The 25,764-nt window shown below is 65.4% G+C and carries 27 protein-coding genes; 11 read left to right on the top strand and 16 right to left on the bottom strand.

The genetic code is table 11. From position 1 onward, the window contains the following. The first annotated feature begins 1 nt into the window (after position 1). The 4 genes from IB275_RS06705 (at position 2) to cmoB (ending at position 3,227) form a co-directional block, all read left to right on the top strand. Positions 2-748, top strand: a complete 747-nt coding sequence (locus tag IB275_RS06705) for a substrate-binding periplasmic protein (RefSeq protein ID WP_192289725.1) — start codon at positions 2-4, stop codon at positions 746-748. 87 nt (positions 749-835) lie between these two features. Further along, entirely contained in the window at positions 836-1,408 is a 573-nt protein-coding gene (locus tag IB275_RS06700) for a hypothetical protein (RefSeq protein ID WP_081517641.1), read from the top strand. Between the two features lie 113 nt (positions 1,409-1,521). Next, on the top strand, positions 1,522-2,262 hold the full coding sequence (cmoA, locus tag IB275_RS06695; RefSeq protein ID WP_192289727.1) for a carboxy-S-adenosyl-L-methionine synthase CmoA: 741 nt from the start codon (positions 1,522-1,524) through the stop codon (positions 2,260-2,262). Then, the gene (gene cmoB, locus IB275_RS06690) at positions 2,259-3,227 is read left to right on the top strand and encodes a tRNA 5-methoxyuridine(34)/uridine 5-oxyacetic acid(34) synthase CmoB (protein WP_192289729.1); all 969 of its coding nucleotides are present in this window, start codon (positions 2,259-2,261) and stop codon (positions 3,225-3,227) included. The genes cmoA and cmoB overlap by 4 nt, the downstream gene beginning before the upstream one ends. A 115-nt stretch (positions 3,228-3,342) precedes the next feature. Here the strand turns inward: cmoB and pdxJ are convergent, their stop codons facing one another. The 12 genes from pdxJ to rpoE all read right to left on the bottom strand — a co-directional run bounded on the left by pdxJ (position 3,343) and on the right by rpoE (position 13,922). Beyond that, positions 3,343-4,086: a pyridoxine 5'-phosphate synthase gene (gene pdxJ, locus IB275_RS06685; protein ID WP_138212457.1), complete on the bottom strand. Its 744-nt coding sequence runs from the start codon at positions 4,084-4,086 to the stop codon at positions 3,343-3,345. Continuing rightward, complete coding sequence (gene recO, locus IB275_RS06680; RefSeq protein WP_192289731.1) at positions 4,079-4,783, bottom strand: DNA repair protein RecO; 705 nt, start codon at positions 4,781-4,783, stop codon at positions 4,079-4,081. Before recO ends, pdxJ begins: the two co-directional genes overlap by 8 nt. A gap of 88 nt (positions 4,784-4,871) precedes the next feature. Then, a complete protein-coding gene (gene era / locus IB275_RS06675; RefSeq protein ID WP_081517636.1) occupies positions 4,872-5,813 on the bottom strand; it encodes a GTPase Era in 942 nt (313 codons plus the stop codon). Continuing rightward, entirely contained in the window at positions 5,806-6,498 is a 693-nt protein-coding gene (gene rnc / locus IB275_RS06670; RefSeq protein ID WP_017517395.1) for a ribonuclease III, read from the bottom strand. The genes era and rnc overlap by 8 nt, the downstream gene beginning before the upstream one ends. Beyond that, complete coding sequence (locus IB275_RS06665; RefSeq protein ID WP_192289733.1) at positions 6,495-6,872, bottom strand: DUF4845 domain-containing protein; 378 nt, start codon at positions 6,870-6,872, stop codon at positions 6,495-6,497. The genes rnc and IB275_RS06665 overlap by 4 nt, the downstream gene beginning before the upstream one ends. Positions 6,873-7,014: 142 nt before the next feature. After that, positions 7,015-7,869, bottom strand: coding sequence for a signal peptidase I (lepB, locus tag IB275_RS06660; protein ID WP_081517634.1), 855 nt, complete (start codon positions 7,867-7,869; stop codon positions 7,015-7,017). A 5-nt stretch (positions 7,870-7,874) separates the two neighbouring features. Beyond that, positions 7,875-9,674 carry a translation elongation factor 4 gene (gene lepA, locus IB275_RS06655; protein WP_045210230.1) on the bottom strand — a complete coding sequence of 600 codons (1,800 nt, stop codon included), beginning with the start codon at positions 9,672-9,674 and terminating at the stop codon, positions 7,875-7,877. Positions 9,675-9,821: 147 nt separating this feature from the next. Beyond that, a complete protein-coding gene (locus tag IB275_RS06650) occupies positions 9,822-11,252 on the bottom strand; it encodes a DegQ family serine endoprotease (RefSeq protein WP_081517633.1) in 1,431 nt (476 codons plus the stop codon). 36 nt (positions 11,253-11,288) lie between these two features. Next, positions 11,289-11,759, bottom strand: a complete 471-nt coding sequence (locus tag IB275_RS06645) for a SoxR reducing system RseC family protein (RefSeq protein ID WP_081517632.1) — start codon at positions 11,757-11,759, stop codon at positions 11,289-11,291. Further along, positions 11,756-12,700, bottom strand: coding sequence for a MucB/RseB C-terminal domain-containing protein (locus tag IB275_RS06640; RefSeq protein WP_151189625.1), 945 nt, complete (start codon positions 12,698-12,700; stop codon positions 11,756-11,758). The genes IB275_RS06645 and IB275_RS06640 overlap by 4 nt, the downstream gene beginning before the upstream one ends. A gap of 21 nt (positions 12,701-12,721) precedes the next feature. After that, on the bottom strand, positions 12,722-13,306 hold the full coding sequence (locus tag IB275_RS06635; RefSeq protein ID WP_192289735.1) for a sigma-E factor negative regulatory protein: 585 nt from the start codon (positions 13,304-13,306) through the stop codon (positions 12,722-12,724). Positions 13,307-13,337: 31 nt separating this feature from the next. Continuing rightward, on the bottom strand, positions 13,338-13,922 hold the full coding sequence (gene rpoE, locus IB275_RS06630; RefSeq protein ID WP_017516654.1) for an RNA polymerase sigma factor RpoE/AlgU: 585 nt from the start codon (positions 13,920-13,922) through the stop codon (positions 13,338-13,340). A 461-nt stretch (positions 13,923-14,383) separates the two neighbouring features. Between rpoE and nadB the strand changes: the two genes are divergently transcribed. After that, the gene (nadB, locus tag IB275_RS06625) at positions 14,384-16,000 is read left to right on the top strand and encodes an L-aspartate oxidase (RefSeq protein ID WP_192289737.1); all 1,617 of its coding nucleotides are present in this window, start codon (positions 14,384-14,386) and stop codon (positions 15,998-16,000) included. On the opposite strand, the gene IB275_RS06620 is transcribed toward nadB, so the two are convergent. Together IB275_RS06620 and IB275_RS06615 are read right to left on the bottom strand one after the other, a co-directional pair. Beyond that, complete coding sequence (locus IB275_RS06620) at positions 15,969-16,421, bottom strand: protein YgfX (RefSeq protein ID WP_192289739.1); 453 nt, start codon at positions 16,419-16,421, stop codon at positions 15,969-15,971. The two genes, nadB and IB275_RS06620, sit on opposite strands and share 32 nt — an antisense overlap. Beyond that, positions 16,405-16,659, bottom strand: a complete 255-nt coding sequence (locus IB275_RS06615) for an FAD assembly factor SdhE (protein ID WP_192289741.1) — start codon at positions 16,657-16,659, stop codon at positions 16,405-16,407. Before IB275_RS06615 ends, IB275_RS06620 begins: the two co-directional genes overlap by 17 nt. 170 nt (positions 16,660-16,829) lie before the next feature. On the opposite strand from IB275_RS06615, the gene ygfZ reads away from it, so the two are divergent. Together ygfZ and IB275_RS06605 are read left to right on the top strand one after the other, a co-directional pair. After that, positions 16,830-17,765: a CAF17-like 4Fe-4S cluster assembly/insertion protein YgfZ gene (gene ygfZ, locus IB275_RS06610; RefSeq protein WP_192289743.1), complete on the top strand. Its 936-nt coding sequence runs from the start codon at positions 16,830-16,832 to the stop codon at positions 17,763-17,765. Positions 17,766-17,810: 45 nt separating this feature from the next. After that, complete coding sequence (locus IB275_RS06605) at positions 17,811-18,647, top strand: HDOD domain-containing protein (protein WP_192289745.1); 837 nt, start codon at positions 17,811-17,813, stop codon at positions 18,645-18,647. A gap of 297 nt (positions 18,648-18,944) precedes the next feature. Here the strand turns inward: IB275_RS06605 and IB275_RS06600 are convergent, their stop codons facing one another. Together IB275_RS06600 and IB275_RS06595 are read right to left on the bottom strand one after the other, a co-directional pair. Beyond that, positions 18,945-20,351, bottom strand: coding sequence for a sensor histidine kinase (locus IB275_RS06600; RefSeq protein WP_192289746.1), 1,407 nt, complete (start codon positions 20,349-20,351; stop codon positions 18,945-18,947). Then, positions 20,344-21,015: a response regulator gene (locus IB275_RS06595; RefSeq protein ID WP_024765529.1), complete on the bottom strand. Its 672-nt coding sequence runs from the start codon at positions 21,013-21,015 to the stop codon at positions 20,344-20,346. Before IB275_RS06595 ends, IB275_RS06600 begins: the two co-directional genes overlap by 8 nt. A gap of 286 nt (positions 21,016-21,301) precedes the next feature. On the opposite strand from IB275_RS06595, the gene IB275_RS06590 reads away from it, so the two are divergent. From IB275_RS06590 to IB275_RS06575, 4 genes are read left to right on the top strand one after another with little or no spacing between them, the layout of a single operon-like run. Then, the gene (locus IB275_RS06590; RefSeq protein WP_192289747.1) at positions 21,302-22,591 is read left to right on the top strand and encodes an OprD family porin; all 1,290 of its coding nucleotides are present in this window, start codon (positions 21,302-21,304) and stop codon (positions 22,589-22,591) included. Between the two features lie 29 nt (positions 22,592-22,620). Continuing rightward, positions 22,621-23,598 (top strand): Bug family tripartite tricarboxylate transporter substrate binding protein, encoded by a 978-nt coding sequence (locus IB275_RS06585; RefSeq protein ID WP_081517622.1) that lies wholly within the window; start codon positions 22,621-22,623, stop codon positions 23,596-23,598. 49 nt (positions 23,599-23,647) lie between these two features. Continuing rightward, entirely contained in the window at positions 23,648-24,115 is a 468-nt protein-coding gene (locus IB275_RS06580; protein WP_192289748.1) for a tripartite tricarboxylate transporter TctB family protein, read from the top strand. Between the two features lie 10 nt (positions 24,116-24,125). Beyond that, the gene (locus IB275_RS06575; RefSeq protein WP_192289749.1) at positions 24,126-25,646 is read left to right on the top strand and encodes a tripartite tricarboxylate transporter permease; all 1,521 of its coding nucleotides are present in this window, start codon (positions 24,126-24,128) and stop codon (positions 25,644-25,646) included. Positions 25,647-25,764: the final 118 nt, after the last annotated feature.

Raw genomic sequence — 25,764 nt, 5'->3', positions numbered from 1 at the left:
CATGCTGCGAATCGCTTCACCGCTGCTGCTCCTCTGTTCGGCGCTGGCCAGCGCCGAACCCCTGCGCCTGGCCGGCGACGACTGGTGCCCTTACCTCTGCCCTGACGATCCGGACAAGCCCGGCTACCTGCTCGAGGCCCTCAGCCGGGTGCTGCCGCAACCACCCCGCTTCGAGCCGCTGCCCTGGCCTCGCGCCCTGCAGATGGCCCGCGAAGGGCTGGTGGATGGCGTGGTCGGCGCCTACAGCGAAGAGTCCGCGGAACTGCTGATCGGCCAGGAGCCCATCGGCTGGGTGACCATGCGTTTCTATGTGCGCCAGGACAATCCCTGGACCTGGAAGGGGCCAGCCTCGCTGAGCAGCCAGTCCATCGGGCTGGCTCAGGGCTATTCCTATGGCAAGGAGCTGGACGACTGGCGCGACGAGCACCTGGCCAACCATGAACAGGTGCAGGTGCTCAGCGGCGAGAAGGTGCTCGAACGCAACATCCAGAAGCTGCTGCTCGGACGCATCACGGTGCTGCTCGAGGACAGCCAGATCGTCGAGCACTACCTGCAGCGCCACGGCCTCTCCGAGCGCATTCAAGCGGCCGGCGAGCTCGCCGATAAACGTCCTATGTACGTCGCGCTAAACCCTCGCCTGGAGGGCGTGCAGGAGCGCCTGGCCGACCTCGACGAGGGCCTGCGCGAACTGCGCCGCAACGACCAGTGGAAACCCCTGATGCAGGGTTACGGCATCGCCGTTGACTAGTCCTGCGAAGGCGTGAGAAAAGTCCGGCAGAGCCCTCTGTCATCGGCTATAGATCAATCAATAAGAGACTGGGAAAAGGGGAGCTCCATGCGTGCAGTAGTTCGCTCGATGTTGTTGCTGGGAGCCTGCCTGACACTCTCGGCCTGTGGCAGCCTGTTGCCCAGCGAACGCGCGGAAGTGCAGTCACCATTCCTGGATTACCAGGATGCACAGAGCCGCTACAACCAGGTCGACCCTGGCAAGACCACCAAGTCGCAGCTCTATGCGCTGGGCTTCGATCCGCTGTCCCAGGGCAACGCCAAGATGCTTTCGTTCATCGACGTGCGCCTGCTCTTCGTGCAGCCCAACATCCCCATCGACTACCTGCCCGACGGCCTGGTGACCTGCCTGCAGGCCAAGGACCGCTGCGTCGGCTACGCCTTCGACTTCAACAAGACCGACAGCCAGCGCGTGGGCAGCTTCTGGGCCGACATCTTCAACTTCCGCAAGCGCCGCCAGGTGCAGGGCTGGTCGTTCCGCCCGGTGTTCGTGCTGATCGACGACGTGGTGGTGCACAAGACCAGCAACGGCGAGCCGAACATCCGCCGCATGGAAGACAAGAAGAACCCCCTCGGCCCGCTGCAGGGCGCCGGCGAATACTTCTCCGACCAGCTCAAGTGACCCTCGTCCGCTAACGGTTGGGCGCACCTCGCGCCTCGGCTACAATGCGCGCCCCGGCAAACCGGGCGCGCCGCGCCCTGTTGCCTGTTCAGCGTAACGAGGCCCCATCCAGCGTGAGCGAATCCGACCGCATCTTCGCCCAGCCGCAAACCCAGGTTCCCGACTTCACCTTCAACGAGGACGTGGTGCGCGTCTTCCCGGACATGATCAAGCGATCGGTGCCGGGCTACCCCACCATCGTCGAGAACATCGGCGTGCTCGGCGCGCGCTTCGCCGCCCCGCACAGCGTGCTCTACGACCTCGGCTGCTCGCTGGGCGCCGTGACCCAGGCGCTGCGCCGCCACGTGAAGACCGAAGGCTGCCGCGTCATCGGCGTCGACAACTCCACCCCGATGATCGAGCGCTGCGGCGAATACCTGCGCGCCCAGGACGCCATGCACCAGGAACTGCTGCCGGTCGAACTGATCGAGGCGGACATCCTCAAGCTGGACCTCAAGCCCTGCTCGCTGATCGCGCTGAACTTCACCCTGCAGTTCATCGCCCCCGAACAACGCCTGGAACTACTCACCCGCCTGCACAGCGCCCTGCTGCCCGGCGGCGCGCTGATCCTCTCGGAAAAACTGCGTTTCGCCGACGAGCAGGAGCACGAGCTGCTCACCGACCTGCACATCGACTTCAAGCGCGCCAATGGCTACAGCGAACTGGAAATCGCCCAGAAGCGCACCGCCATTGAGAACGTCATGCGCCCCGACACCCTGGATACCCACCGCGAGCGCCTGCTGGCCGCCGGTTTCTCCAAGGTCGTGCCGTGGTTCCAGTGCCTCAACTTCGCTTCCCTGATTGCCCTGCCATGATCGAACGCTTCGACCTCGACCGCCTGCGCCTTGAACTGGCCGGCACGCCACTGGAATCCTGGGTCGCCTCGCTGCCCGCGCAACTGGCCAGCAAGGTCGACGATGGCCACGGCGATCTCGAACGCTGGCTGGCCGCGGTGGACCGCCTGCCGCCGTTGCAAGCCGCTGCCATCGAGCTGCGCGAGCGCTTCAACCTTGAAGGCGCCTGCGACGAGGAGACCCGCGCGCAGCTCAAGCTCGCGTTGCAAGGGCTGATCCCCTGGCGCAAGGGGCCGTTCAACCTGTTCGGCGTGCACATCGACACCGAATGGCGCTCGGACTGGAAATGGGAGCGCGTCTCGCCGCATATCGACCTGGCGGGCAAGCGCGTCCTCGACGTTGGCTGCGGCAACGGCTATTACCAGTGGCGCATGCTCGGCGCCGGTGCGCGAAGCGTGGTGGGCGTGGACCCGAACTGGCTGTTCTTCTGCCAGTTCCTCGCCATGAAGCGCTACCTGCCGGACCTGCCGGCCTGGCACCTGCCTTTCGCCCTGGAAGACCTGCCTTCGAGCCTGGAAGGCTTCGACACTGTGTTCTCCATGGGCGTGCTCTACCACCGCCGCTCCCCCATCGACCACCTGCTGGCGCTCAAGGACTGCCTGCGCCGTGGCGGCGAGCTGGTGCTGGAAACCCTGGTGGTGGAAGGCGACGTGAACACCGTGCTGGTGCCCGAGGACCGCTACGCGCAGATGCGCAACGTGTGGTTCCTGCCCTCGGTGCCGGCGCTGGAGCTGTGGCTGCGCCGCGCAGGGTTCACCGACGTGCGCAGTGTGGATATCAGCCGCACCTCGGTGGAAGAACAGCGCCCCACCGAGTGGATGCGCTACCAGTCGCTGCCGGACTTCCTCGATCCGGACGACCACAGCCGTACTCTCGAAGGCCTGCCGGCGCCCCTGCGCGCCACGCTGGTGGCGCGCAAGCCCTGAGCGCTGCCCAGGTCGAATTAGAACGTAGGGCGCATAACACCCGAGGCGTTATCCGCCGTGGTGGCGGATTAGCCGTTCCGGGTTATCCGCCCTACGGTTTCCAATCAGGTAGCGATCAGCGATTCGCCGCCGCCACGATCAGTGCCTTCATCTCGGCAACCGCCTGCTTGAAGCCCACGAACAGCGCATGGGCGACGATGGCGTGGCCGATGTTCAGCTCGTTGATCCCGGCGATGGCCGCTACCGGCTCGGCATTGTGGTAATGCAGGCCGTGGCCGGCGTTGACGATCAGGCCATGGGACAGACCGAACTCCACGCCATCGCGGATGCGTGCCAGCTCATGAGCGCCTTCGGCCGGGTTGTGGGCGTCGGCGTAACGACCGGTGTGCAGCTCGACGGCGGGAGCGCCAACCCGAGCCGAAGCCTCGATCTGGCGCTGGTCCGGATCGATGAACAGCGACACCTCGCAGCCTGCGGCAGCCAGTCGCTGGACCGCTTCGCGGATGCGCGCTTCCTGGCCGGCAACGTCCAGACCACCCTCGGTGGTCAGTTCCTGGCGGGTTTCCGGGACCAGGCAGACATGGGCCGGGCGGATGATCTCGGCGAACTTCATCATCTCCTCGGTGACGCCCATCTCGAAGTTCATGCGGGTCTGCAGCACTTCGGCGAGCACACGCACGTCGCGGTCCTGGATGTGCCGGCGATCTTCGCGCAGGTGCACGGTGATGCCGTCGGCGCCGGCTTCCTCGGCGTCCAGCGCGGCTTTCACCGGGTCGGGATAACGGGTGCCGCGGGCCTGGCGCAGGGTGGCGACGTGGTCGATGTTCACGCCGAGCAGAATACGGTTGGCTTCAGTCACGGGAGTTGTCCTTGCGATTCATGAAGAGCTCGCGGCTGACCAGCGGTCGGCCGCCAAGATGGGGAGCGAGAGCCTGGCGCATCAGGCGCTTGGCCGCTGCCAGGGCGCCGGGGGCGCTCCAGTCGGCTTCGGCCATGGCCAGCAGGTCGGCGCCATGGAACAGCCCCGGCTGCAGGCTGCCGACCGGCTCGAAGCCCGCGTCGGGCAGCAGGCGGTAGAGACCATCGGGCGCCACAGCCTGACCGACGATATCGGTGTCCAGGGAAAAACCATAGCCCAGGTCGTCCAGCAGCCGCCATTCGAACGAGCGCAGCAACGGCTCCAGCGGACTGCCGGCAGCCAGCAGCGGCAGGGTCGCGTGGTAGTGCTCGAACAGCGCGGGATGCGGGTCTTCGGCCGGCAGCAGGCGGATCAGCAGCTCGTTCAGGTACAGGCCGCTGAATAGCGCTTCGCCACTGAGCAGGTTGGGGATGCCGTTGGGCTCCAGGCGCACGACGTTCTTCAGATCGCTACGCCCCCGGAATTCGGCTTCCAGCGGTACGAACGGTCGAGCCAGCGCTCCAGCCTTGCCCCGCGCACCGCGCAGGACGGCGCGCAGACGCCCTTGCGGGGTGAAGAAATCCACCAGCGCGCTGGTTTCCTTGTAGGGGCGACTGTGCAGGACGAAGGCAGCTTGGGCAGTGGAAGCGAGGCTCATGGCGCTGCGCCTGGAGTGGGAGTCGGGAGGCAGGCGCGCTCAGGCGCCCGAAGGGTGCGGCCCGCGAATACCCGCGGGGCACTGAAGGTCAGAGGTCGCCGTAGCCCAGCGAACGCAGTGCGCGCTCGTCGTCGGACCAGCCGCCTTTCACTTTCACCCAGAGGTTGAGCATGACCTTGGAGTCGAACAGCACCTCCATGTCCTTGCGGGCGTTCTGGCCGATGCTTTTGATGCGATCGCCCTTGTCGCCGATGATGATTTTTTTCTGGCCGTCGCGCTCTACGAGGATCAGCGCGTGGATGTGCAGGATCGGACCGTCCTGCTTGAACTCTTCGATCTCCACAGCAACCTGGTACGGCAACTCGGCACCCAACTGGCGCATGATCTTCTCGCGCACCAGTTCGGCGGCGAGGAAGCGGCTGCTGCGGTCGGTGATCTGGTCTTCCGGGAAGAAGTGGTCATTCTCTGGCAGGCGCTCGGCCACCAGGCCTTCGAGCACATCGAGATTCTGCCCGTGCTGGGCGGAAATCGGCACGACTTCGGCGTTGGGCAGTTGCTCGGCCAGCCACTGCAGATGCGGCAGCAGCTCGCCCTTGTCTTCCATGCGGTCGACCTTGTTCACCGCCAGCAGGACCGGGCAGCTCACGTACTTGACCTTGTCGTAGACCATCTGGTCTTCGTCGGTCCAGCGGTTGCGGTCGACGACGAAGATCACCACGTCGACGTCCTTCAGCGCGGCGCTGGCCGAACGGTTCATGTAGCGGTTCAGCGCCTTGTCGTTGTCCTTGTGCAGGCCAGGGGTGTCGACATACACCGCCTGCACGTCACCCTCGGTCTTGATGCCCAGCAGGGTGTGGCGGGTGGTCTGCGGCTTGCGCGAGGTGATCGCCAGCTTCTGCCCGAGGATGTGGTTGAGCAGGGTCGACTTGCCTACGTTGGGGCGGCCGACGATGGCGACGTAACCGCAACGAACGGCTCCTGCTTCATCGTGCTCGGATGGGTCGTGCTGGTCTTGCTCGTGCTCACTCATGGCCATTCTCCACGCCCAGGGCCGCCAGCGCGGCGGCGGCGGCCACCTGCTCGGCGATGCGGCGACTGCCGCCGTGACCGTGGGTCTTGTCGTTCAGCAGGGCTACCTCACACTCCACGAAGAAAGTGCGGCAATGCGGTTCGCCCTGGATATCCACCACGTCGTAACGCGGCAATTCGCACCCGCGAGACTGCAGGAACTCCTGCAGGCGGGTCTTGGGGTCCTTGTTGGTATCTACCGGGGTCAGCTCGCGCAGTTGCGGGCCGAGCCAGTCCATGATCCGCTCGCGGGCGGAATCCATGCCGGTGTCCAGATAGATGGCGCCGATCAGCGCCTCCATGGCGTCAGCCAGGATCGACTCGCGGCGATAACCGCCACTCTTCAGCTCGCCCGAGCCCAGTCGCAGGTAATCCCCGATCTCGAAACCGCGGGCCAGCAGGGCCAGGGTCTCGCCCTTCACCAGTCGCGCGCGCAGGCGTGACAGCTGCCCTTCGCGGGCCTGGGGGAAGTGGGTGAACAGGGCTTCGCCGATGACGAAGTTGAGGATGGCGTCACCGAGAAACTCCAGGCGCTCGTTATTGCGTCCGGCGAAACTGCGATGGGTCAGCGCCAGGACCATCAGGTCCTGGTCGCGGAAGGTGTAGCCAAGCTTGCGCTCGAGTCGATCCAGACTGTTGTTACTCACGGCATTCGTACACGGAATTCTTTGTCAAATTTGACCACCAGGTCGATGTTCTGGACCAGTGGCTCGCGTTTTTCGTATTTCAGGTGGGCGCGGAACTCGTTGTTCTCGAGCTCCACGTTCAGCGCGTCATCCAGCTTGAGGTCGCGAATGTTGTTGAGCATCAGTGCCTTGTCCACATAGGAGTAGAACTCCGGAACACTACGCACTTCTGCGGCCTTGTCGATTTCCACCGAGGTGATGGCCTTCTCGATGGCGTAGTAGTCCAGGTAATGCGGAATGACCTTGAACGCGGCGCTGGCGAGAAACGCCACGACGGCAAGAACGGCCAGCCAACCCAGCAACGACATTCCCTTCTGCGAACGTGCGTACGTCATATCGACCTCATGTCGGTATCTTTCTTATTTGCCCACCAACCGCGGCGGGTCCAAGTGAAGCGGGGCCGCCTCGCTCCCCGCGTGCAGCCCCGCCCTTTTCCAGCACCGATCCAGCCCTGCAGGCCCGGAACGTCTCACCAGTTTAGTGAATCACACCAACTCGCGAGAAATTCGGCAGATTGCGCATTTTCGGATCCGGCCAGCTCATCCAGACCGCGAAGGCCTTGCCGACGATATTGCGGTCCGGAACCATGCCCAGCAGGTCCTTCGGAATCTTCGGATCGTTCCAGTAGCGGCTGTCGTTGGAGTTGTCGCGGTTGTCGCCCATCATGAAGTAATGACCGGCCGGCACCTTCCACTGCTTGCCCGGCTCGATGCGGAAGCGGGTCATTTCCTTACGGATCATGTGCTCCGCGGCGCCAAGCTTCTCCTGGTACAGGGTCACGCTGCCCAGGGTGCCAGGCTCCTCGCCCACCAGCGACTCGGCCACGGCCTGGTCATTGATGAACAGGCGCTTGTCGCTGGTGTAGCGGATGGTGTCCCCAGGAACACCGACCACACGCTTGATGTAGTTGATGTTCGGATCACTGGGATAGCGGAACACCATGACATCGCCGCGCTGCGGATCACCCACCGGGATCACCTTGGTGTCCAGCACCGGCAGGCGGATGCCGTAGGCGAACTTGTTCACCAGGATGAAATCGCCCACTTCCAGGGTCGGCTTCATCGAACCCGACGGAATCTGGAAGGGCTCGACCAGGAACGAACGCAGCACCAGCACGATGAACAGCACCGGGAAGAACGACTTGCCGTACTCGACGAGCACCGGCTCCTTGTTCAGTTTCTCCAGCACTTCCGGGTCAGCTTCACCGACCGAACCTTCATAGGCGGAAATGGCCGCCCGGCGGCGCGGTGCAAACAGCACCAGGTCCACCAGGGCGAGAACGCCGCATACCGCAACGGCAATCACCAGCAACAGCGGGAAATTCAGGGTCATAGGGTTCAACTGTCCACTTTGAGCACAGCGAGGAAGGCTTCCTGCGGAATCTCCACGCTACCGACCTGCTTCATCCTTTTCTTACCGGCCTTCTGCTTCTCCAGCAGCTTGCGCTTACGGCTCACGTCACCACCGTAGCACTTGGCCAGCACGTTCTTCCTGAGCGCCTTGACCGTCGAGCGGGCGATGATCTGCCCACCGATGGCCGCCTGAATCGCGACGTCGAACATCTGCCGCGGGATCAATTCCTTCATCTTCTCCACCAGCTGACGGCCCTTGTACGGGGCATTGTCGCGGTGGACGATCAGGGCGAGGGCATCGACCTTCTCACCATTGATCAGCACATCGAGGCGAACCAGGTTGGCCGGCTCGAAGCGGTCGAAGCTGTAGTCCAGCGAAGCATAGCCTCGGCTGGTGGACTTCAGGCGGTCGAAGAAGTCCAGCACCACTTCGTTCATCGGCAGATCGTAGATCACCTGGACCTGGCCGCTGAGGAAGTGCATGTCGCGCTGGACGCCGCGCTTCTCGATGCACAGGGTAATGACGTTGCCCAGGTGCTCCTGAGGCACAAGGATGGTCGCGCGGCAGATCGGCTCGCGCATCTCATCGATGGACGAGAGGTCGGGCAGCTTGGACGGGTTGTCGACGTAGAGGATCTCGCCGTTCTTCTGCACGATCTCGAAGATCACGGTCGGTGCGGTGGTGATCAGGTCCAGGTCGTATTCGCGCTCCAGGCGCTCCTGGATGATCTCCATGTGCAGCATGCCGAGGAAGCCGATGCGGAAGCCGAAGCCCAGGGCCTCGGAGCTTTCCGGCTCGTACTGCAGCGCGGCGTCGTTCAGGGTCAGCTTCTGCAGCGCTTCGCGGAAGTCCTCGAAGTCATCGGAGCTGACCGGGAACAGGCCGGCGTAGACCTGCGGCTTGATGCGCTTGAAGCCCGGCAGCACGTCCACGTCGGGAGTGTTGTTCAGGGTCAGGGTATCGCCCACCGGCGCGCCGAGGATGTCCTTGATGCCCGCAATGATGAAGCCCACTTCACCGGCCTTGAGGTCCGGAGTCTCGGTGTGCTTCGGGGTGAAGACGCCGACGCTGTCCACCTGGTGGACCTTGCCGGTGGACTTCACCAGGATCTTGTCGCCTTTCTTGACGCGGCCGTGCTTCACACGCACCAGCGAGACCACGCCCAGGTAATTGTCGAACCAGGAGTCGATGATCAGCGCTTGCAGCGGTGCGTCGATCTCGCCTTCCGGAGCGGGAATGGCAGTGACCAGGCGCTCCAGCACGTCTTCCACGCCCATGCCGCTCTTGGCCGAGCAGGCCACGGCGTCGGTGGCGTCGATGCCGATGATGCTTTCGATCTCGTCCTTCACGCGGTCCGGATCGGCCTGCGGCAGGTCCATCTTGTTCAGGACCGGCATCACTTCCAGGCCCTGCTCGATGGCGGTGTAGCAGTTGGCGACCGACTGCGCTTCCACGCCCTGGCCGGCATCCACTACCAGCAGCGCGCCTTCGCACGCGGCCAGCGAACGGCTGACTTCGTAGGTGAAGTCGACGTGGCCGGGGGTGTCGATGAAGTTCAGCTGGTAGGTCTTGCCGTCCTTCGCCTTGTAGTGAAGGGTGACGCTGTGCGCCTTGATGGTGATGCCGCGCTCACGCTCCAGGTCCATGGAGTCCAGTACCTGGGCCTCCATCTCGCGGTCGGACAGGCCGCCGCACATCTGGATGAAGCGGTCTGCCAGCGTCGACTTGCCATGGTCGATGTGGGCGATGATGGAGAAATTGCGGATATGACTCAGGTCACTCACGGCGAACACACTCGGAAGGCTGAAGGCGGCGGTCCGCCGAAAAATAGCGGGGGAGTTTACCTGACTACAGCCTGATGCGTCACGCCGCGCCGGACGGTCAGGCATGAAAAAGGGCGACCGGAGTCGCCCTTTTCTGGTGCGTCGACCTTACTCGGTCAGTTTGAACGTGATGAAGCTCGCACGGCCCTGACGCAGCACGCGCATGGAAATCGAACGATCCTTCGGCAGCGCCTTGGCGATCTCGCTGAAGGTTTTCGAGGAATCCACCGCGCGATTGTTCAGGTGAGTGATGACGTCGCCCGGACGCAGGCCGATCATGGCCGCCGGACCGCCCTGCACTTCCTTGATGACCACGCCGCCCTTGATATCCAGGGACTTGCGCTGCTCGGCAGTCAGCTCCGCCACGGTCACACCCATGCGGTTGCTGCTGCGCTCGGCACCCTTGCCCTCGACTGCGGCGACGGCATCGTCGTCGTCCGGCAGGCTGCCGATGGTCAGGCTCAGGGTCTGGCGCTTGTTGTCACGGATGACTTCCAGGGACGCCTTGTCGCCCGGCTTCATGTTGCCCACCAGGTGCGGCAGGTCGGCGGATTCATTGATGGTCTGGCCGTTCAGGCTCAGGATCACGTCACCCACCTGCAGGCCGCCCTTGGCCGCCGGGCCATCTTCCACCAGCTGCGCGACCAGCGCGCCGGCCGGCTTGTCGAGACCGAAGGATTCGGCCAGGTCCTTGTTCACTTCCTGGATCACCACGCCCAGCCAGCCACGGTTGACCTTGCCGCCGGCCTTGAGCTGATCGGCGACGTTCAGCGCCACATCGATCGGGATCGCGAAGGAAAGGCCCATGAAGCCGCCGGAACGGGTGAAGATCTGCGAGTTGATACCCACCACTTCGCCCTGCAGGTTCAGCAGCGGACCACCGGAGTTGCCCGGGTTGATCGCCACGTCGGTCTGGATGAACGGCACGTAGTTTTCGTTCGGCAGACTGCGGCCCTTGGCGCTGACGATACCGGCAGTCACCGAGTGGTCGAAGCCGAACGGCGAACCGATGGCCAGCACCCACTCGCCGACCTTCAGCTTGTCGGAATCGCCCAGTTTGAGCGTCGGCAGGCCCTTGGCATCGATCTTCAGCACGGCCACGTCGCTGCGCGGATCGGCACCGACCAGCTTGGCCTTGTGCTCGCTGCGGTCGGACAGGCGTACGAGGATCTCGTCGGCGTCGGCCACCACGTGGTTGTTGGTGAGAATGTAGCCATCATCGGAAATGATGAAGCCCGAACCCAGCGACTGGGCCTCGCGCTGCTGGCCACGGGGCGCCTGACCCTGACCGCCCTGGCCGCGGGGAATGCTGCGCTCGAAGAATTCGCGCAGGCCCGGCGGCAGGCCGTCGAGGTCCGGAATGCCCATCTGCGCGTTGGAGCGGTCGGGAAGTTTCTGGGTGGTACTGATGTTGACCACCGCCGGCGAGGCCTTCTCGACCAGCGGAGTGAAGTCCGGTAGTTCAGCCCGCGCGGTGACCGACAGGCTCAGGGCCAGCAGGGCGACCAGCGCAGCCATGCTGCGTTTCAGGGTTTGCATTGACTACAGCTCCCGTGATGTTGATTGGGAAGATCACTAAACAGGGCCGGGCGGCCCACCGACCAGCGCACGCAGCACAACCGGTTGCATCGCCGGATCATCCGTATGGCGTCGCGCATGGCGACGCACCAGCAGCCAGGCCAGCAGGAAACCCGCCAGCCCGGCCACGATGATGAGAGGCTCCCCCAGATCGAGGCGCGCCGCCAGTAGCGCCAGCGCGAACAGCCCGATCAGCGGGGAAAGATAGAAAAGCAGGGCGCTTTTCAGCAGAAGGTCTTCATCCACGCCCAGCAGGATTTCATCGCCAGGCTTAAGACTCGATGAAGCCAGGTTCGGCGAGATGAGCGCTCGCACTCGGCTGCGTCCCTGGGAAACACCCAGCCGCTCCAGGAGACCCTGGCCGCAACCGGCGTTGACCGAACATCCCGAGCAGGTGGAGCGGCGCAGCGTTTCGACCTGGACCGCTCCAGACTCGACCGCAACCACTCTTCCCCGCTCATGGATCACTGTGGCTGGGCTCCCGTTGGCCGCATGGACAACGCCACGCGCTCGGCCGTGCCACTGGGTATCTCGCCGACCACGGTCACCATGGTGCCGCCATCTTCACTGGCGAACCGCCTCGAAACCACGGTGGTCGGGCCCAGCTGGGTGCGGGCATCATCGACCTTGGCGCCGTGCAGCGGCTCGAGGAATACCGAGAAACGCGCCAGTCCGTCGCCGTAGGCCAGGCACAGGACCTGGTCATTGGAGACCGGGCTGCGCTCCTGCAGCGTACTGTTCAGGGTAAAGCCCGGCGGCACCCATTCCGAATGCCAGTTGGTCTTCACCTGGGCAACCTTGGCTTCCTTCACCGGCTTGCAGGCCGCGCTCGCCTGCAACTCGCCGTCATCCGGCGCTGCCATGTCGATGCGGGTGAACTGCAGGCGCTCGATGATCTGGCCCTTGTCATTGAGCAGCAGGGACTTGAGCGGCAGGCCCGTCTCCTTGTCCACGTGCAGCTCGAAGCCATAGCGATGCTGGTCACGCGGGATCACCGCCAGCACCACCGCCGGACGATCGGCAATACGCGACTCGCCGGCGACGCGAACGTCGTAGTAGGTAGATAGATCGGCAGGGTTGAGCTTGCGTGCCGGCCACATCTCGCCGGTCGACGCCTGCCCCGACATGCCTCCACCTACGCACTGAGTGGCGCCATCGACGCGCACCACTTCCTGGCGCGGCCCATCGACCTGGACCAGGTGCTCGCGCACCGAGCCGTCACTCTCCACACGATGCCAGACATCGTGGGTGGAGAAGGCTCCGCTGCGTTCGTAGATGAAGGTACCCTGGAAGTTCTGTTGCTGATCAGCCTCGGAGAGGCGCTTGATCCAGTCCAACGCATCGGCGGCCTGGACTGGCAATGCCAGCAGACCGCCGAGGAAGAACAACAGTGCTGTCGTCGCGCGCATGTCGCTCCTTAAGGTCGCAAATCAGCGGCTTTCCAGGCTCGCGGCGCGTGCATAAGGCAGGGCGCTGTCGGTGCCGCTGACGGCGGACTGCTGCGCGTGTTGACGCAGGTAACCCGGAAGACGCTGCTCATGCCAGGTGGTCTGCCCGCCCTGGGCATTGGTGATCACCTGCGGCGCCTCGTCCTGAGTGTAGCCTGCCAGTACCGCCGGGCCTTGCACTTGCGGCAGGGCGATCTGCGGGGTGGCACTTTGCTGGGCAAGGCCGTTGGCGACACTGTCATCCTGGTGGTACATGCGCACACCGGCCAGCACAGCCAGGGTCACCGAGGCGGCGACGGCCAGGCGGCCGACGTTGCGCCACGGATTGCGGCTGCGCGGCGCCGGTGCGGCTTCATCGGCCAGCGCGGCGGACACGGCGGCGGCAATGTCCAGCTTGGGCATGGCCGGCTCGCGGTGCATCACTGCACGGGCCAGTTGGTAACGGGACCAGGTGGCCCGCAATTCGGCGTCCTCGCCGCAGGCTGCAAGCACACGCCGCAGCTCAAGCTCATCCGCTTCGTTATCCATTACCGCGGACAGCGACTCCTGCAGGGCTTCACGACTCATAGCGGTACCTCTCTTGGCTTCTGCCGCTGTATCAGACTTCATCATGCAACAAAGGCTGCAAAGCTTTGTCGATCGCTTCCCGCGCACGGAATATCCGTGAGCGGACGGTCCCCACCGGACACTGCATCACGGTGGCGATATCTTCGTAACTCAGGCCTTCGAACTCGCGCAGGGTCAAGGCCGTGCGCAAATCATCGGGCAGCTGCTGGATGGTGCGATGGACGGTTTCCTCGATCTCATCCCGCAGCATGGCTCTTTCCGGCGACTCGATGTCCTTCAGGGCGTGATCGCCGTCGAAGAACTCCGCGTCCTCTGCCGTGACATCGCTGTCCGGCGGCCGCCGACCGCGCGCAACCAGATGGTTCTTCGCGGTGTTGATGGCGATACGGTACAACCAGGTATAAAAAGCACTGTCGCCCCGGAAGTTGCCCAAGGCGCGATACGCCTTGATGAATGCTTCCTGTGCAACGTCCTGGGCTTCCTGCGCGTCGTGCACGAATCGCACGATGAGACCCAGAATCTTGTGCTGGTACTTCAGCACCAGCAGGTCGAATGCCCGTTTGTCTCCGCGCTGTACCCGTTCAACCAGTTGCTGATCCTGTTCCTGGGTTAGCATGAATGCTCCTCTGAAAACCTGGAGGAGCTTCGAGCACCCTGGTAAATCGTCCTGCCAAGATAGACTCGGGTCTTTTGCAAAAGTTCTCCCCTCCAAGCATGCGCCGCACAGTTTTTTCACATTGGCGGCAATCGGACCCCGACATGCGTCCGAAGCCCGTCAAATTCAACTGCACCGGGCGGAACACCCGCTCCCCTTCCGCGCAATGTCAATCTGCGCGCAAAGTTGATTGGGTATTCCGCGTTCGAACCGGAACGCCTGAAAAAGTTCCGGTGATTTGCCGTGATCGTTCAATGACTTCGACGCAACCCCTGGCGCCTGCCGGACCGGCTTGAGCGGGGAAGAAAGCTTCCCGCCCTGCGACTGCCGCCCCACCTCACGCGCCTTCGGTGTCATCGGTTCGCCAGTATTGTGCCGTGGCCCCCTTCTATATACTAGGGCGCCATTTTGTGGAGCCGGGTATGAGTCAGCATTTCCAGCACGACGTCCTAGTGATCGGCAGCGGGGCCGCCGGCCTGACGCTGGCTTTGACGCTGCCTTCGCACCTGAAGATCGCCGTGCTGAGCAAGGGCGAACTCTCCCAGGGCTCCACCTTCTGGGCCCAGGGTGGCGTTGCCGCCGTGCTGGATGACACCGATACCGTGGAGTCCCACGTCGAGGACACCCTGGTCGCCGGCGCCGGCCTGTGCCGCGAGGACGCGGTGAAATTCACCGTCGAGCATAGCCGCGAGGCCATCCAGTGGCTGATCGAGCAGGGCGTTCCCTTCACCCGCGACCATGAGCCGGGCCGCGAGGACGGCGGTTTCGAGTTCCACCTGACCCGTGAAGGCGGCCACAGCCATCGGCGGATCATCCACGCTGCCGACGCCACCGGCGCCGCGATATTCAATGCCCTGCTGGAACAGGCCCGCCAGCGGCCGAACATCGAACTGCTGTCGCAACGGGTCGCCGTCGACCTGATCACCGAGCAGAAACTGGGTATGGACGGTCAACGCTGCCTGGGCGCTTACGTACTGGACCGCTCGACCGGCGAAGTCGACACCTTCAGCGCGCGCTTCACCGTGCTTGCCTCGGGCGGCGCCAGCAAGGTCTACCTCTATACCAGCAACCCCGACGGCAACTCCGGCGACGGTATCGCCATGGCCTGGCGCGCCGGCTGCCGGGTCGGCAACCTGGAATTCAACCAGTTCCACCCGACCTGCCTGTACCACCCGCAGGCCAAGAGTTTCCTGATCACCGAGGCGCTGCGTGGCGAAGGCGCCCTGCTCCGACTGCCCAATGGCGAGCGCTTCATGCCGCGCTTCCACGCCCTGGGCGAACTCGCCCCGCGCGACGTGGTGGCCCGCGCCATCGACCACGAGATGAAGCGCCTGGGCATCGACTACGTCTACCTGGACATCAGCCACAAGCCGGCCGAATTCATCCGCGAGCACTTTCCCACCGTCTACGAGCGCTGTCTGGACTTCGGCATCGACATCACCCGCGAGCCCATCCCGGTGGTGCCGGCGGCGCACTACACCTGTGGCGGCGTACTGGTGGATTCCCAGGGGCGCACCGACGTACCGAACCTCTACGCCATCGGCGAAACCACCTTCACCGGCCTGCACGGCGCCAACCGCATGGCCAGCAACTCACTGCTGGAATGCTTCGTCTACGCCCGCTCCGCCGCCGCCGACATCCTCGCCGAACTGCCCAAGGCCCAGACACTGGTCACCCTGCCCTGCTGGGACGCCAGCCAGGTGACCGATTCGGACGAGGACGTGATCATCGCCCACAACTGGGACGAGCTGCGGCGCTTCATGTGGGACTACGTGGGCATCGTGCGTACCAACAAGCGCCTGGCGCGCGCCCAGCACCGGGTTCGCCTGCTGCTGGACGAGATCGACGAGTTCTACTCGAACTACAAGGTCAGCCGCGACCTGATCGAGTTGCGCAACCTGGCCCAGGTGGCCGAGCTGATCATCAATTCAGCCATGCAACGCCACGAGAGCCGCGGCCTGCATTACACGCTGGACTACCCGGACCTGCTGCCCGAAGCCCGCGACACTATCCTGGCGCCGTCCACCTATTGCGGCTGAAGCGCAGCCGCACGCGCAGGCGCCGGTGCAACTCCGGCGCCAGCGCATCGGCCGGCACGCAGACGCTGCGCGCCAGCCAGTCACCGGGGCGACGGAAACGCAGGACGATCAACGAAGGCAGCGCCAGGCTGTCCGGCATCAACTGCACGGGTTGAAACCCTTCCCGCTCGCTCCACAACTGCCAGCCCTCGGCGTTGTGGCGCAGCGCACGCACCGAATCCGGCGCGCGCAATAGAATCCGCCCAGGCACAACCAGACAGGCGTGCAGCAGGCAGAGGCTCAGGCCCAGGGTTTTCCAGTGCAGGGAAATGTCCGCGAGCAGCAGCGCCAGGTCGGCGCAGCACTGCGCGGCGAGGTAGGCCGCCAGCAACCCGATGGACGGTTGCCAGCGGCACTCGAAGGGGTCACTTCGGCTGGACACGGTCCAGGATCATGCGAACGATGAGGCGCAGGTCGGCATCTTCCGGCTCGCCGCGCTGCATGAACCAGCCGAACATGTCCTGGTCCTCGCACTCCAGCAGCTTGCGGAAGCGCGCCTGATCGTCAGCGGGCAGGCCCGGGTAGACTTCCTGGACAAAGGGCACCAGCAGGACGTCCAGTTCCAGCATGCCGCGGCGGCTGTGCCAGAAAAGGCGTTTGAGTTCGGTTTCGTCGTTCATCTGCGGGTTCCCTCGAATAACTGCGAGCAAATACATCGGAACGCTCGCGAAGTCGACGGACGGCGCGAGCCGAGCGGCATTATACGCATGCTCGGCTCACCCGGCACCCGCTGACAAGGCTGGGCCTGAGCTCTATCATGAGGCCCCTAACTTTCTTCCAGCGAATCGTGATGACCGACTCTGCTTTCTACACCGAACTCAATCACGAAGGGATTCTCGCCGTCCGTGGCGCGGACGCCGCCAAATTCCTCCAGGGCCAGCTGACCTGCAACCTCAATTACCTGAACGCCGAATACTCCAGCCTCGGCGCCCGCTGCACGCCCAAGGGCCGCATGACCTCCAGCTTCCGCATCCTCGCCGAAGGCGAGGGCTTCCTGCTGGCCATGGCCAACGACCTGCTGGACAGCCAGCTGACGGACCTGAAGAAATACGCGGTGTTCTCCAAGGCCACCCTCTCCGATGACAGCAGCCAGTGGGCGCGCTTCGGCCTGAGTGGTGCGGACGCCGTCCTCGCCGAGCTGGGTCTGAGCCTCTCCGGCGAAGCCGACCAGGTGGCACGGGCCGACGGCCTGATCGCCATCGGCCTTGGCCAGGACCGGGTCGAGCTCTGGGCATCGACCGAACGCGCCGCCGCCATCGCCGACCTGCTGCAGGCCCGCCTGCCCCACGCCGAGCTCAACGACTGGCTGCTCGGCCAGGTTCGCGCCGGCGTCGGCCAGGTATTCGGCGCCACCCGCGAGCTGTTCATCCCGCAGATGATCAACCTGCAGGCCGTGGGCGGCGTGAGCTTCAAGAAGGGCTGCTACACCGGCCAGGAAATCGTCGCGCGCATGCAGTACCTCGGCCGCCTCAAGCGCCGCCTGCAGCGCCTGAAACTCGATGGCGCCGAACTGCCGGAGCCGGGCCGCGAGCTGTTCTCGCCGGTGCATTCCACCAGCGTCGGCGAGGTGGTACTGGCCGCCCGCGCGGCCGATGGCGTGGAGCTGCTCGCCGTGCTGCAGGACGACGCCGCTGCCGACGGCAACGTGCGCCTGGGCGAGGACCAGCCCTTGCGTCTGCTGGATCTGCCTTACGTTCTGGACAGCGACCGCGAGATCCAGCGCTGAATTTCGTGCCGGGCGGGGAGCCCGGCTTTCCCTGAAGGACACTTCATGAGCAAGCTTGCCGAAAAAGTACAACAGGAACTGCTGCGGGCCATCGACAATGATGAGCTGGTGCTGCCGACGCTGCCGGAAGTCGCCCTGCGCGTCCGGGAAGCGGCGGAAGACCCGGACATCAGCATCCAGGATCTGAGCAAGGTGATCGGCAACGATGCTGCCCTGACCGCGCGCATCATCAAGGTGGTGAACAGCCCGCTGCTGCGCACCAACAAGGAAATCACCGACCTGCAGATGGCGATCAGCCGCCTGGGGATCAACTACACCTGCAACCTGGCCACCGGTCTTGCCATGGAGCAGATGTTCCAGGCCACCTCCGACGTGGTCGACCGCAAGATGCGCGAGGTGTGGAACAAGAGCACCGAGATCGCCGGCATCTGCCACGCCCTGTGCCGCCACTACACCCGCCTGGCGCCGGATCAGGCGACCCTGGCCGGCCTGGTGCACCAGATCGGCGTGCTGCCGATCCTCACCTACGCCGAGGAGCACAGCGAACTGCTGGCCGATTCCATCAGCCTCAACCATGTGATCGAGCGCATCCACCCGGTCATCGGCGACCGCATCCTCAAGGCCTGGGACTTCCCGGCGCCGATCGCCGCCGTGCCGGGCCAGCACCTGGACTTCAGCCGCGACTCGGCCAAGGTCGACTACGTGGACATCGTCCAGGTCGCCACCCTGCAGAGCTACCTGGGCAGCCAGCACCCCTACACCGAGCTGGACTGGGCGACCATTCCGGCCTTCGCCAAGCTGGGCCTGGACCCGAAGGCGGACGTGAAGGAAGACGAAGACCTCTCCGCCGCGATGGAAGCGGCGATGAGCATGTTGCAGTAACGGCAAACATTCGCGCCGCCGGGGAGCGATCGCGGACGGAGTCCGCTCCTACGCCTCCGGAAACTCCGTTCCCGTGACCGCCCCTCACCCCAGCCCTCTCCCAGAGGGAGAGGGGGCAGATTGTGCCGGTTGACGCTGTAATTTCATCCTGCACCGCACGGTCCCCTCTCCCCCTGGGAGAGGGTTAGGGTGAGGGCCCAGCCGAGCGCAGGACTATCGGGTAGGAGCGGACTCCGTCCGCGATGGCTTCGCCCAACTCCGAAACCCGCCTTGATCGGCGGGTTTCGTGTTTCTAGCTCAGGCGTTTTCCGCCGGGAAGGTCACCCGCACCAGCAGCCCGCCCAGTTCGCCCTGGCCCAGCTCGATGCGCGCACGATGCGCGCTGCAGATCTCGCCGACGATGGCCAGGCCCAGCCCTGTGCCCTGCTGGCGGCGGCGATAGAAGCGGCGGAACACCTTGTCGCGTTCCTCCGGCGGGATACCGGGGCCGTCGTCCTCGACCTCCAGCTCGGCCGGCGAGCGCACGCGGATGATCACGTTGCCGTCCGCCGGGGCGTGGGCGATGGCGTTGTCCACCAGGTTGCTGAGCAGCTCGTTGAGCAGGGTCGGATCGCCCTTCACCCAGGCCGGCTCGTCCGCCTCCAATGCCAGCGCCACCCCGCGTGAATAAGCCAGCGGTGCCAGCGCAAGGCCGAGCTCGCGGGCCAATTGGCCCAGCTCGATGCTTTCCCCCGCACCTTCGGCGATGGCGCGAGCGCCGCTTTCCACACGCGCCAGGGACAGCAGCTGGTTGGCCAGCCCGGTCACCCGGTCGGTGTTCTGCACGGCGTCGACCAGCGTCGCACGCCATTGCTGCGGGTCCTGCTCGCGCAGGCCCAGCTCCAGCCGCGCCTTGAGCGCTGCCAGCGGGGTACGCAGCTCATGGGACGCCTCGGCAATGAACTGCGACTGGCGGTCGAACAACCCGCGCAGGCGCACGGTGAAGTGGTTGAGCGCCGCCACCAGCGGGCGCAGTTCCTTCTGCACGCGGACTTCCGGCAACGGCCGCAGATCGTCCGGCTGACGTTCCTCCACCGCTTCGCGCAGACGGTCGAGCGGGCGCAGACCGGCGCTCACCGCGTACCAGACCATCATCAGCGCGGCGATAGCCGACAGCGCGAGGTTGAGCAGAGTGTCGGCGAGCAGGTTGCGCGCCAGCCGCTCGCGGGCACCCATGGTTTCGGCGACACGGATTTCCGCCATGCCGTTGACTGTCGGCTGGCTCACCGGCTGCAGCAGGCTGACCACCCGCACGCCCTGCCCTTCGTAGGTGGCGTCGTAGAACTTGGCCAGCGCCGGGTAATCATCGGTGCGCGGCGTGGTCGGCAGCGGCGCCGGCAGGTTCTCGTAGCCGGAGATCATCTTCCCCTGCGGATCGATCACCTGGTAGAAGATGCGCCCGGCGCTGTCGTACTCGAAGCTGTCCAGCGCCACGTAGGGCACGTTGGCGCGCAGGGTGCCGTCGCTGGCGTAGAGGCCGTCGGCGATGTCCCGCGCCGACGCCAGCAGGGTGCGGTCATAGGCAATGTCGGCCGCGTGCCGGGCACGCCAGTAGGTGGCCGCGCTGCCGATCAGCAGCAGCACCAGCAGCAGCCCGCCGAGGCGCCAGAGCAGGCGCCCGCGCAGGCTGCCCGTGCCGGGAAGCACCCAGCGCCGTTCAGCCATCCTGTGCCTCGAGCAGATAGCCCAGGCCGCGGAAGGTAACGATACGCACCGAGCTGCCTTCGAGCTTCTTGCGCAGGCGGTGGACGTAGATTTCGATGGCGTCTGCGCTGGCGTCCTGGTCCAGACCGAACACCTGCGCCGCCAATTGTTCCTTGCTCATCACCCGCCCCGGACGGGCAATCAGCGCCTCCAGCACGGCCTGCTCGCGGGAGGTCAGGTTCATCGCCTGCTCGGCCAGGGTGAAGCGCCGCGCGCCGAGGTCGTAGACCAGCTCGCCGCAGCGCTGCTGCTGTTCGCCGCCCAGCACACTGCGGCGCAGCAAGGCCTTCACCCGCGCTTCCAGCTCGGTGAGTTCGAAGGGTTTGGCCAGGTAATCGTCGGCGCCCAGGTTCAAGCCGTGCACGCGGTCGCGCACTTCACCACGGGCAGTGAGCATCAGCACGGGCAGGGTCTTGCCGCGCTCACGCAGACGCGCCAGCACCTGGAAGCCGTCCAGCCGCGGCAGGCCGACATCGAGAATCGCCAACGCGTAGTCCTCGCTGGCCAGGGCCAGGTCGGCGGCCACGCCGTCCTGCAGCAGGTCCACGGTCCAGCCGGCGCCCTTGAGCGCCTGGGCGACGCTTTCGCCGAGTTGCGGATGGTCTTCAACCAGGAGAATTCGCACGGGTTTCTACCCCTCGGACTACAGGTTCGGGCCGGCAGTTTACCCATCCGCGCGCCACTGTGAATGGGGGAAATTCGCTGAAATCACTGCGAAAGGCGACTGAAAGCCTGGCGAAAGCTTAGCCCGTTAGCATCGCCAACGAGCCGCCTCCCAACCCCGAATATTTCAGCGCCGACTGCCCAGGCGCAACGGCGGGAGCAGCGGACTCGACGACGGCAAAGACCGTCAACAGAGCGGAAGGCGGCGTGGTGCCCTTTCGCGACAACAACAAGAACGGAGACCACAGATGCCCACCGCCCGGCCTTTGGCTGCACCGGCTTTTTCCAAGCCCAACTCCCGCTGTCTGACTCCCGCCCTGCTGGCTTTCGCCGGGGTCGCCCCGCTGTGCGAAGCCGCCGGCTTCGTCGAAGACAGCAGCGCCACGCTCAGCACCCAGAACATCTACTTCAACCGTGATTTCCGCGACGGCGCCGGCCAGTCCAAGCGCGAAGAATGGGCGCAGGGTTTCATCCTCGATTTCCAGTCCGGCTACACCCCCGGCACCATCGGCGTCGGCCTGGATGCCATGGGCATGCTCGGCCTGAAGCTCGACTCCTCCCCGGACCGCACCGGCACCGGCCTGCTGCCGACCCACGATGACGGCCGCGCCGCCGACGAATACAGCAAGCTCGGCCTGACCGCCAAGTTCAAGGCCTCCGAGACGGAGTTGAAGATCGGCAGCCTGATCCCCGACCTGCCCACCCTGCAGCCCAACGACAGCCGCCTGTTCCCGCAGACCTTCGAGGGCGGCCTGCTCAACTCCACCGACCTGCCGGGCCTGAACTTCACCGGCGGGCGCCTGGAGAAAGTGAAGGACCGCGACTCCACCGACTACACCGACCTGGCGCTGAACAACAAGAACCGCCGCTTCTCCGGTGGCAGCGCCGAGGGCAAGCACTACGACCTGGCCGGCGGCGACTACAAGTTCACCGACAACCTCACCGGCCGTTACCACTACGCGCAGCTGGACGAGGTCTACCGCCAGCACTTCGTCGGCCTGCTCGCGAGTTATCCGCTGGGCCCCGGCAAGTTCAGCGCCGATATGCGCCTGGCCATCAGCGATGACCAGGGCGAGGCGCGCGGCGGCGAGATCGACAACCGCGCCTTCAACGGCATGCTCGGCTACGCCATCGGCGCCAACAAGTTCAGCCTCGGCTGGCAGCAGATGAGCGGCGACAGTGCCTTCCCCTACATCGACGGCAGCAACCCCTACCTCGTCAACTTCGTCCAGGTCGGCGACTTCGCCGAGACCGACGAGCGCTCCTGGCAGGTCCGCCACGACTACGACTTCGCCGGCCTCGGCCTGCCCGGCCTGACCCTGATGAATCGCTACATCAGCGGTGACAATGCCAAAATCAATGGCATGGACGGTCACGGCAAGGAATGGGAGCGCAACACCGACATCAAGTACGTGATCCAGAGCGGCCCGCTCAAGGACGTCGCGGTGCGCGTGCGTAACGCCACCTACCGTTCCAGCTTCGCGCGGGACGCCGACGAGACGCGTATCTATCTCAGCTACTCCCTGGCGATCTGGTAAACCGACAACAACAAGAGAGGCATCGCACCATGACCACCGTCCTGCGCAACCTGACCCTCGCCGGCGCCACCCTGCTCGCCGCCAGCCAACTGATGGCCGAGCCCAAGCGCCCGGAATGCATCGCCCCGGCGTCCCCCGGCGGCGGCTTCGACCTCACCTGCAAGCTGGCGCAGAGCGCCCTGGTGGACGAGAAGCTGCTGACCAAGCCGATGCGCGTCACCTACATGCCCGGCGGCGTCGGCGCCGTGGCCTACAACGCGGTGGTCGCCCAGCGTCCGGCCGACGGCAACACCATCACCGCCTTCTCCAGTGGCTCGCTGCTGAACCTGGCCCAGGGCAAGTTCGGCCGCTTCGACGAGAACGCCGTGAAGTGGCTGGCCGCCGTGGGCACCAGCTACGGCGCCATCGCAGTGCCCAGCGACTCGCCGTACAAGAACCTCGGCGACCTGGTGGCCGCGCTCAAGGCCGACCCGGGCAAGGTGGTGATCGGTTCCGGCGGCACCGTCGGCAGCCAGGACTGGATGCAGACCGCACTGATCGCCAAGGCCGCCGGCATCGATCCGAAGCAGCTGCGCTACGTCGCCCTGGAAGGCGGCGGCGAGATCGCCACGGCGCTGCTGGGCGGGCACATCCAGGTGGGCAGCACGGACATCTCCGACTCCATGCCACACATCCGCGCGGGCAAGATGCGCATCCTCGCGGTGTTCTCCGAGGAGCGTCTGAAGGATGAAGGCATGGCCGACATCCCCACCGCCAAGGAGCAGGGCTTCGACATCGTCTGGCCAGTGGTGCGCGGTTTCTACGTCGGGCCGAAGGTGAGCGAAGAGGATTACCAGTTCTGGAAGGCCTCCTTCGACAAGCTGCTGGCTTCGGAAGACTTCGCCAGGCTGCGCGACCAGCGCGAGCTGTTCCCCTTCGCCATGACCGGCCCGGAACTGGACGCCTACGTGAAGCAGCAGGTCGCCCAGTACAAGCAGCTGGCCCGCGAGTTCGGCCTCATCCAGTAACGCCCCGAGCGGCGCCGCCTTCCACGAAGGCGGCGCCAGGAGACTCCCCATGTCCCGTACCAGCCTCTTCCAGCGGCTGTTCGCCGGCGCCTGGCTGCTCGCCTGCGTCGCCTTCGCCCTGATCGCCTGGCAGCTCCAGGCGCCCTTCTCCTACGAACCGGTCGGCCCGCGCGCCTACCCGCTGCTCTGCCTGGGCCTGATGGCCGTGGGCCTGGCCTGGCTGATCGCCCGTCCCACGCCGATCAAGCGCGAGGAAGACGAACCCGCGCTGGAAGGCGCGCTGCTGGGCAAGGTGGTGCTCTGCGTCGTGCTGCTGGCGGTGTATGCCGGCCTGTTCGAGCCGCTGGGCTTCATCCCCGCGAGCGCCCTGGTCGGCACCTTCATCGCGCTGATCTACGGCGGCCGCCCGGTGGCCAGCGTGGTCACCGCGACGCTGCTCGCCATCGGCCTCTACGTGCTGTTCGACCGCACTTTGGACGTCCCGCTGCCGCTGGGCATCCTCGATCTCCTGCTCTGAGGAAACCGTCATGGAAACATTGAGCTACCTCGGGCAGGGCTTCGGCGTCGCCCTGAGCCCGTACAACCTGATCACCGCGCTTATCGGCACCCTGATCGGCACCGTCGTCGGCCTGCTGCCGGGCCTGGGCCCGATCAACGGCGTAGCCCTGCTGATCCCGGTCGCCTTCGCCCTCGGCCTGCCGCCGGAGTCGGCGCTGATCCTGCTGGCCGCCGTGTACCTGGGCTGCGAATACGGCGGGCGGATTTCCTCGATCCTGCTGAACATTCCCGGCGAAGCCTCCACCGTGATGACCACCCTCGACGGCTACCCCATGGCACGCAACGGCCTGGCCGGCGTGGCCCTGTCGCTGTCGGCCTGGAGCTCGTTCATCGGTGCCTTCATCGCCACCTGCGGCATGGTGCTGTTCGCCCCGCTGCTGGCGAAATGGGCCATCGCCTTCGGCCCCGCGGAATACTTCGTACTGATGGTCTTCGCCATCGTCGCCCTCGGCGGGCTGGCCGGCGACCGGCCGCTGAAGACCCTGCTGGCGGCGCTGCTCGGGCTGTTCCTGTCCAGCGTCGGGATCGACGCCAACAGCGGCGTGTACCGCTTCACCTTCGACAACATCCACGTCTCCGACGGCATCCAGTTCGTCGTGCTGGTGCTGGGCCTGTTCTCGGTGAGCGAGATCCTCCTGCTGCTGGAGAAGACCCACCACGGCCACAAGATGGTCGAGGCCAGCGGGCGCATGCTGTTCAACATGAAGGAAGCCGCCTCGGTGGCCGTGGTCAACGTCCGCTGCGGGCTGCTCGGCTTCATCATGGGCGTGCTGCCCGGCGCCGGTGCGACCCTGGCCAGCGCCGTGGCCTACATGACCGAGAAGAAGCTGGCCGGTGATACCGGCAAGTTCGGCAAGGGTGACCTGCGCGGCCTGGCCGCCCCGGAAACCGCCATCGGCGCCTCCGCCTGCGGCGCCCTGGTGCCGATGCTGACCCTCGGTGTACCCGGTTCGGGCACCACCGCGGTGATGATCGGCGCGCTCAGCCTGTACAACATCACCCCCGGCCCGCTGCTGTTCCAGGAACAACCGAACATCGTCTGGGGCCTGATAGCCTCGCTGTTCATCGCCAACGTCATGCTGATCATCCTCAACGTGCCGATGGTGCGGGTGTTCACCCGCATCCTCTCGGTGCCGAACTGGGCGCTGGTGCCGGGTATCGCGATCATCACCGCGATCGGCGTCTACGCCGTGCACGCCACCACCTTCGACCTGTTCCTGATGGTCGCCATCGGCATCCTCGGCTACATCCTGCGCAAGCTGGACTTCCCGCTGTCGCCGCTGCTGCTGGGCTTCATCCTCGGCGGGCTGATGGAGCAGAACCTGCGCCGCGCGCTGTCCATCTCCAACGGCGAACTGGGCATCCTCTGGTCCAGCCCCATCGCCATCGGCACCTGGGCACTGGTCGCGCTGATGCTTGGCCTGCCGCTCTACCGCGCCTGGCGCAAGCGCACCCGCCGTTCCCGCGAGGCCGTGGCTGACGCCGCGTAAAGCAACCACGCTCGCCGCGTCGAGACGCGCGGCGACTTTCAAGGCCCGCCTTTGTGCGGGCCTCTTTTTTGTTCGAGAACTCTGAAGTGAACCGCCAATCGGCCTGGGCTCCCCGGCA

Origin of the sequence: Pseudomonas sp. PDM21 (assembly GCF_014852505.2) — a bacterium.
In the GTDB taxonomy this organism is placed as follows: Bacteria; Pseudomonadota; Gammaproteobacteria; order Pseudomonadales; family Pseudomonadaceae; genus Pseudomonas.
This window is presented reverse-complemented; position numbering and strand designations above follow the sequence as displayed.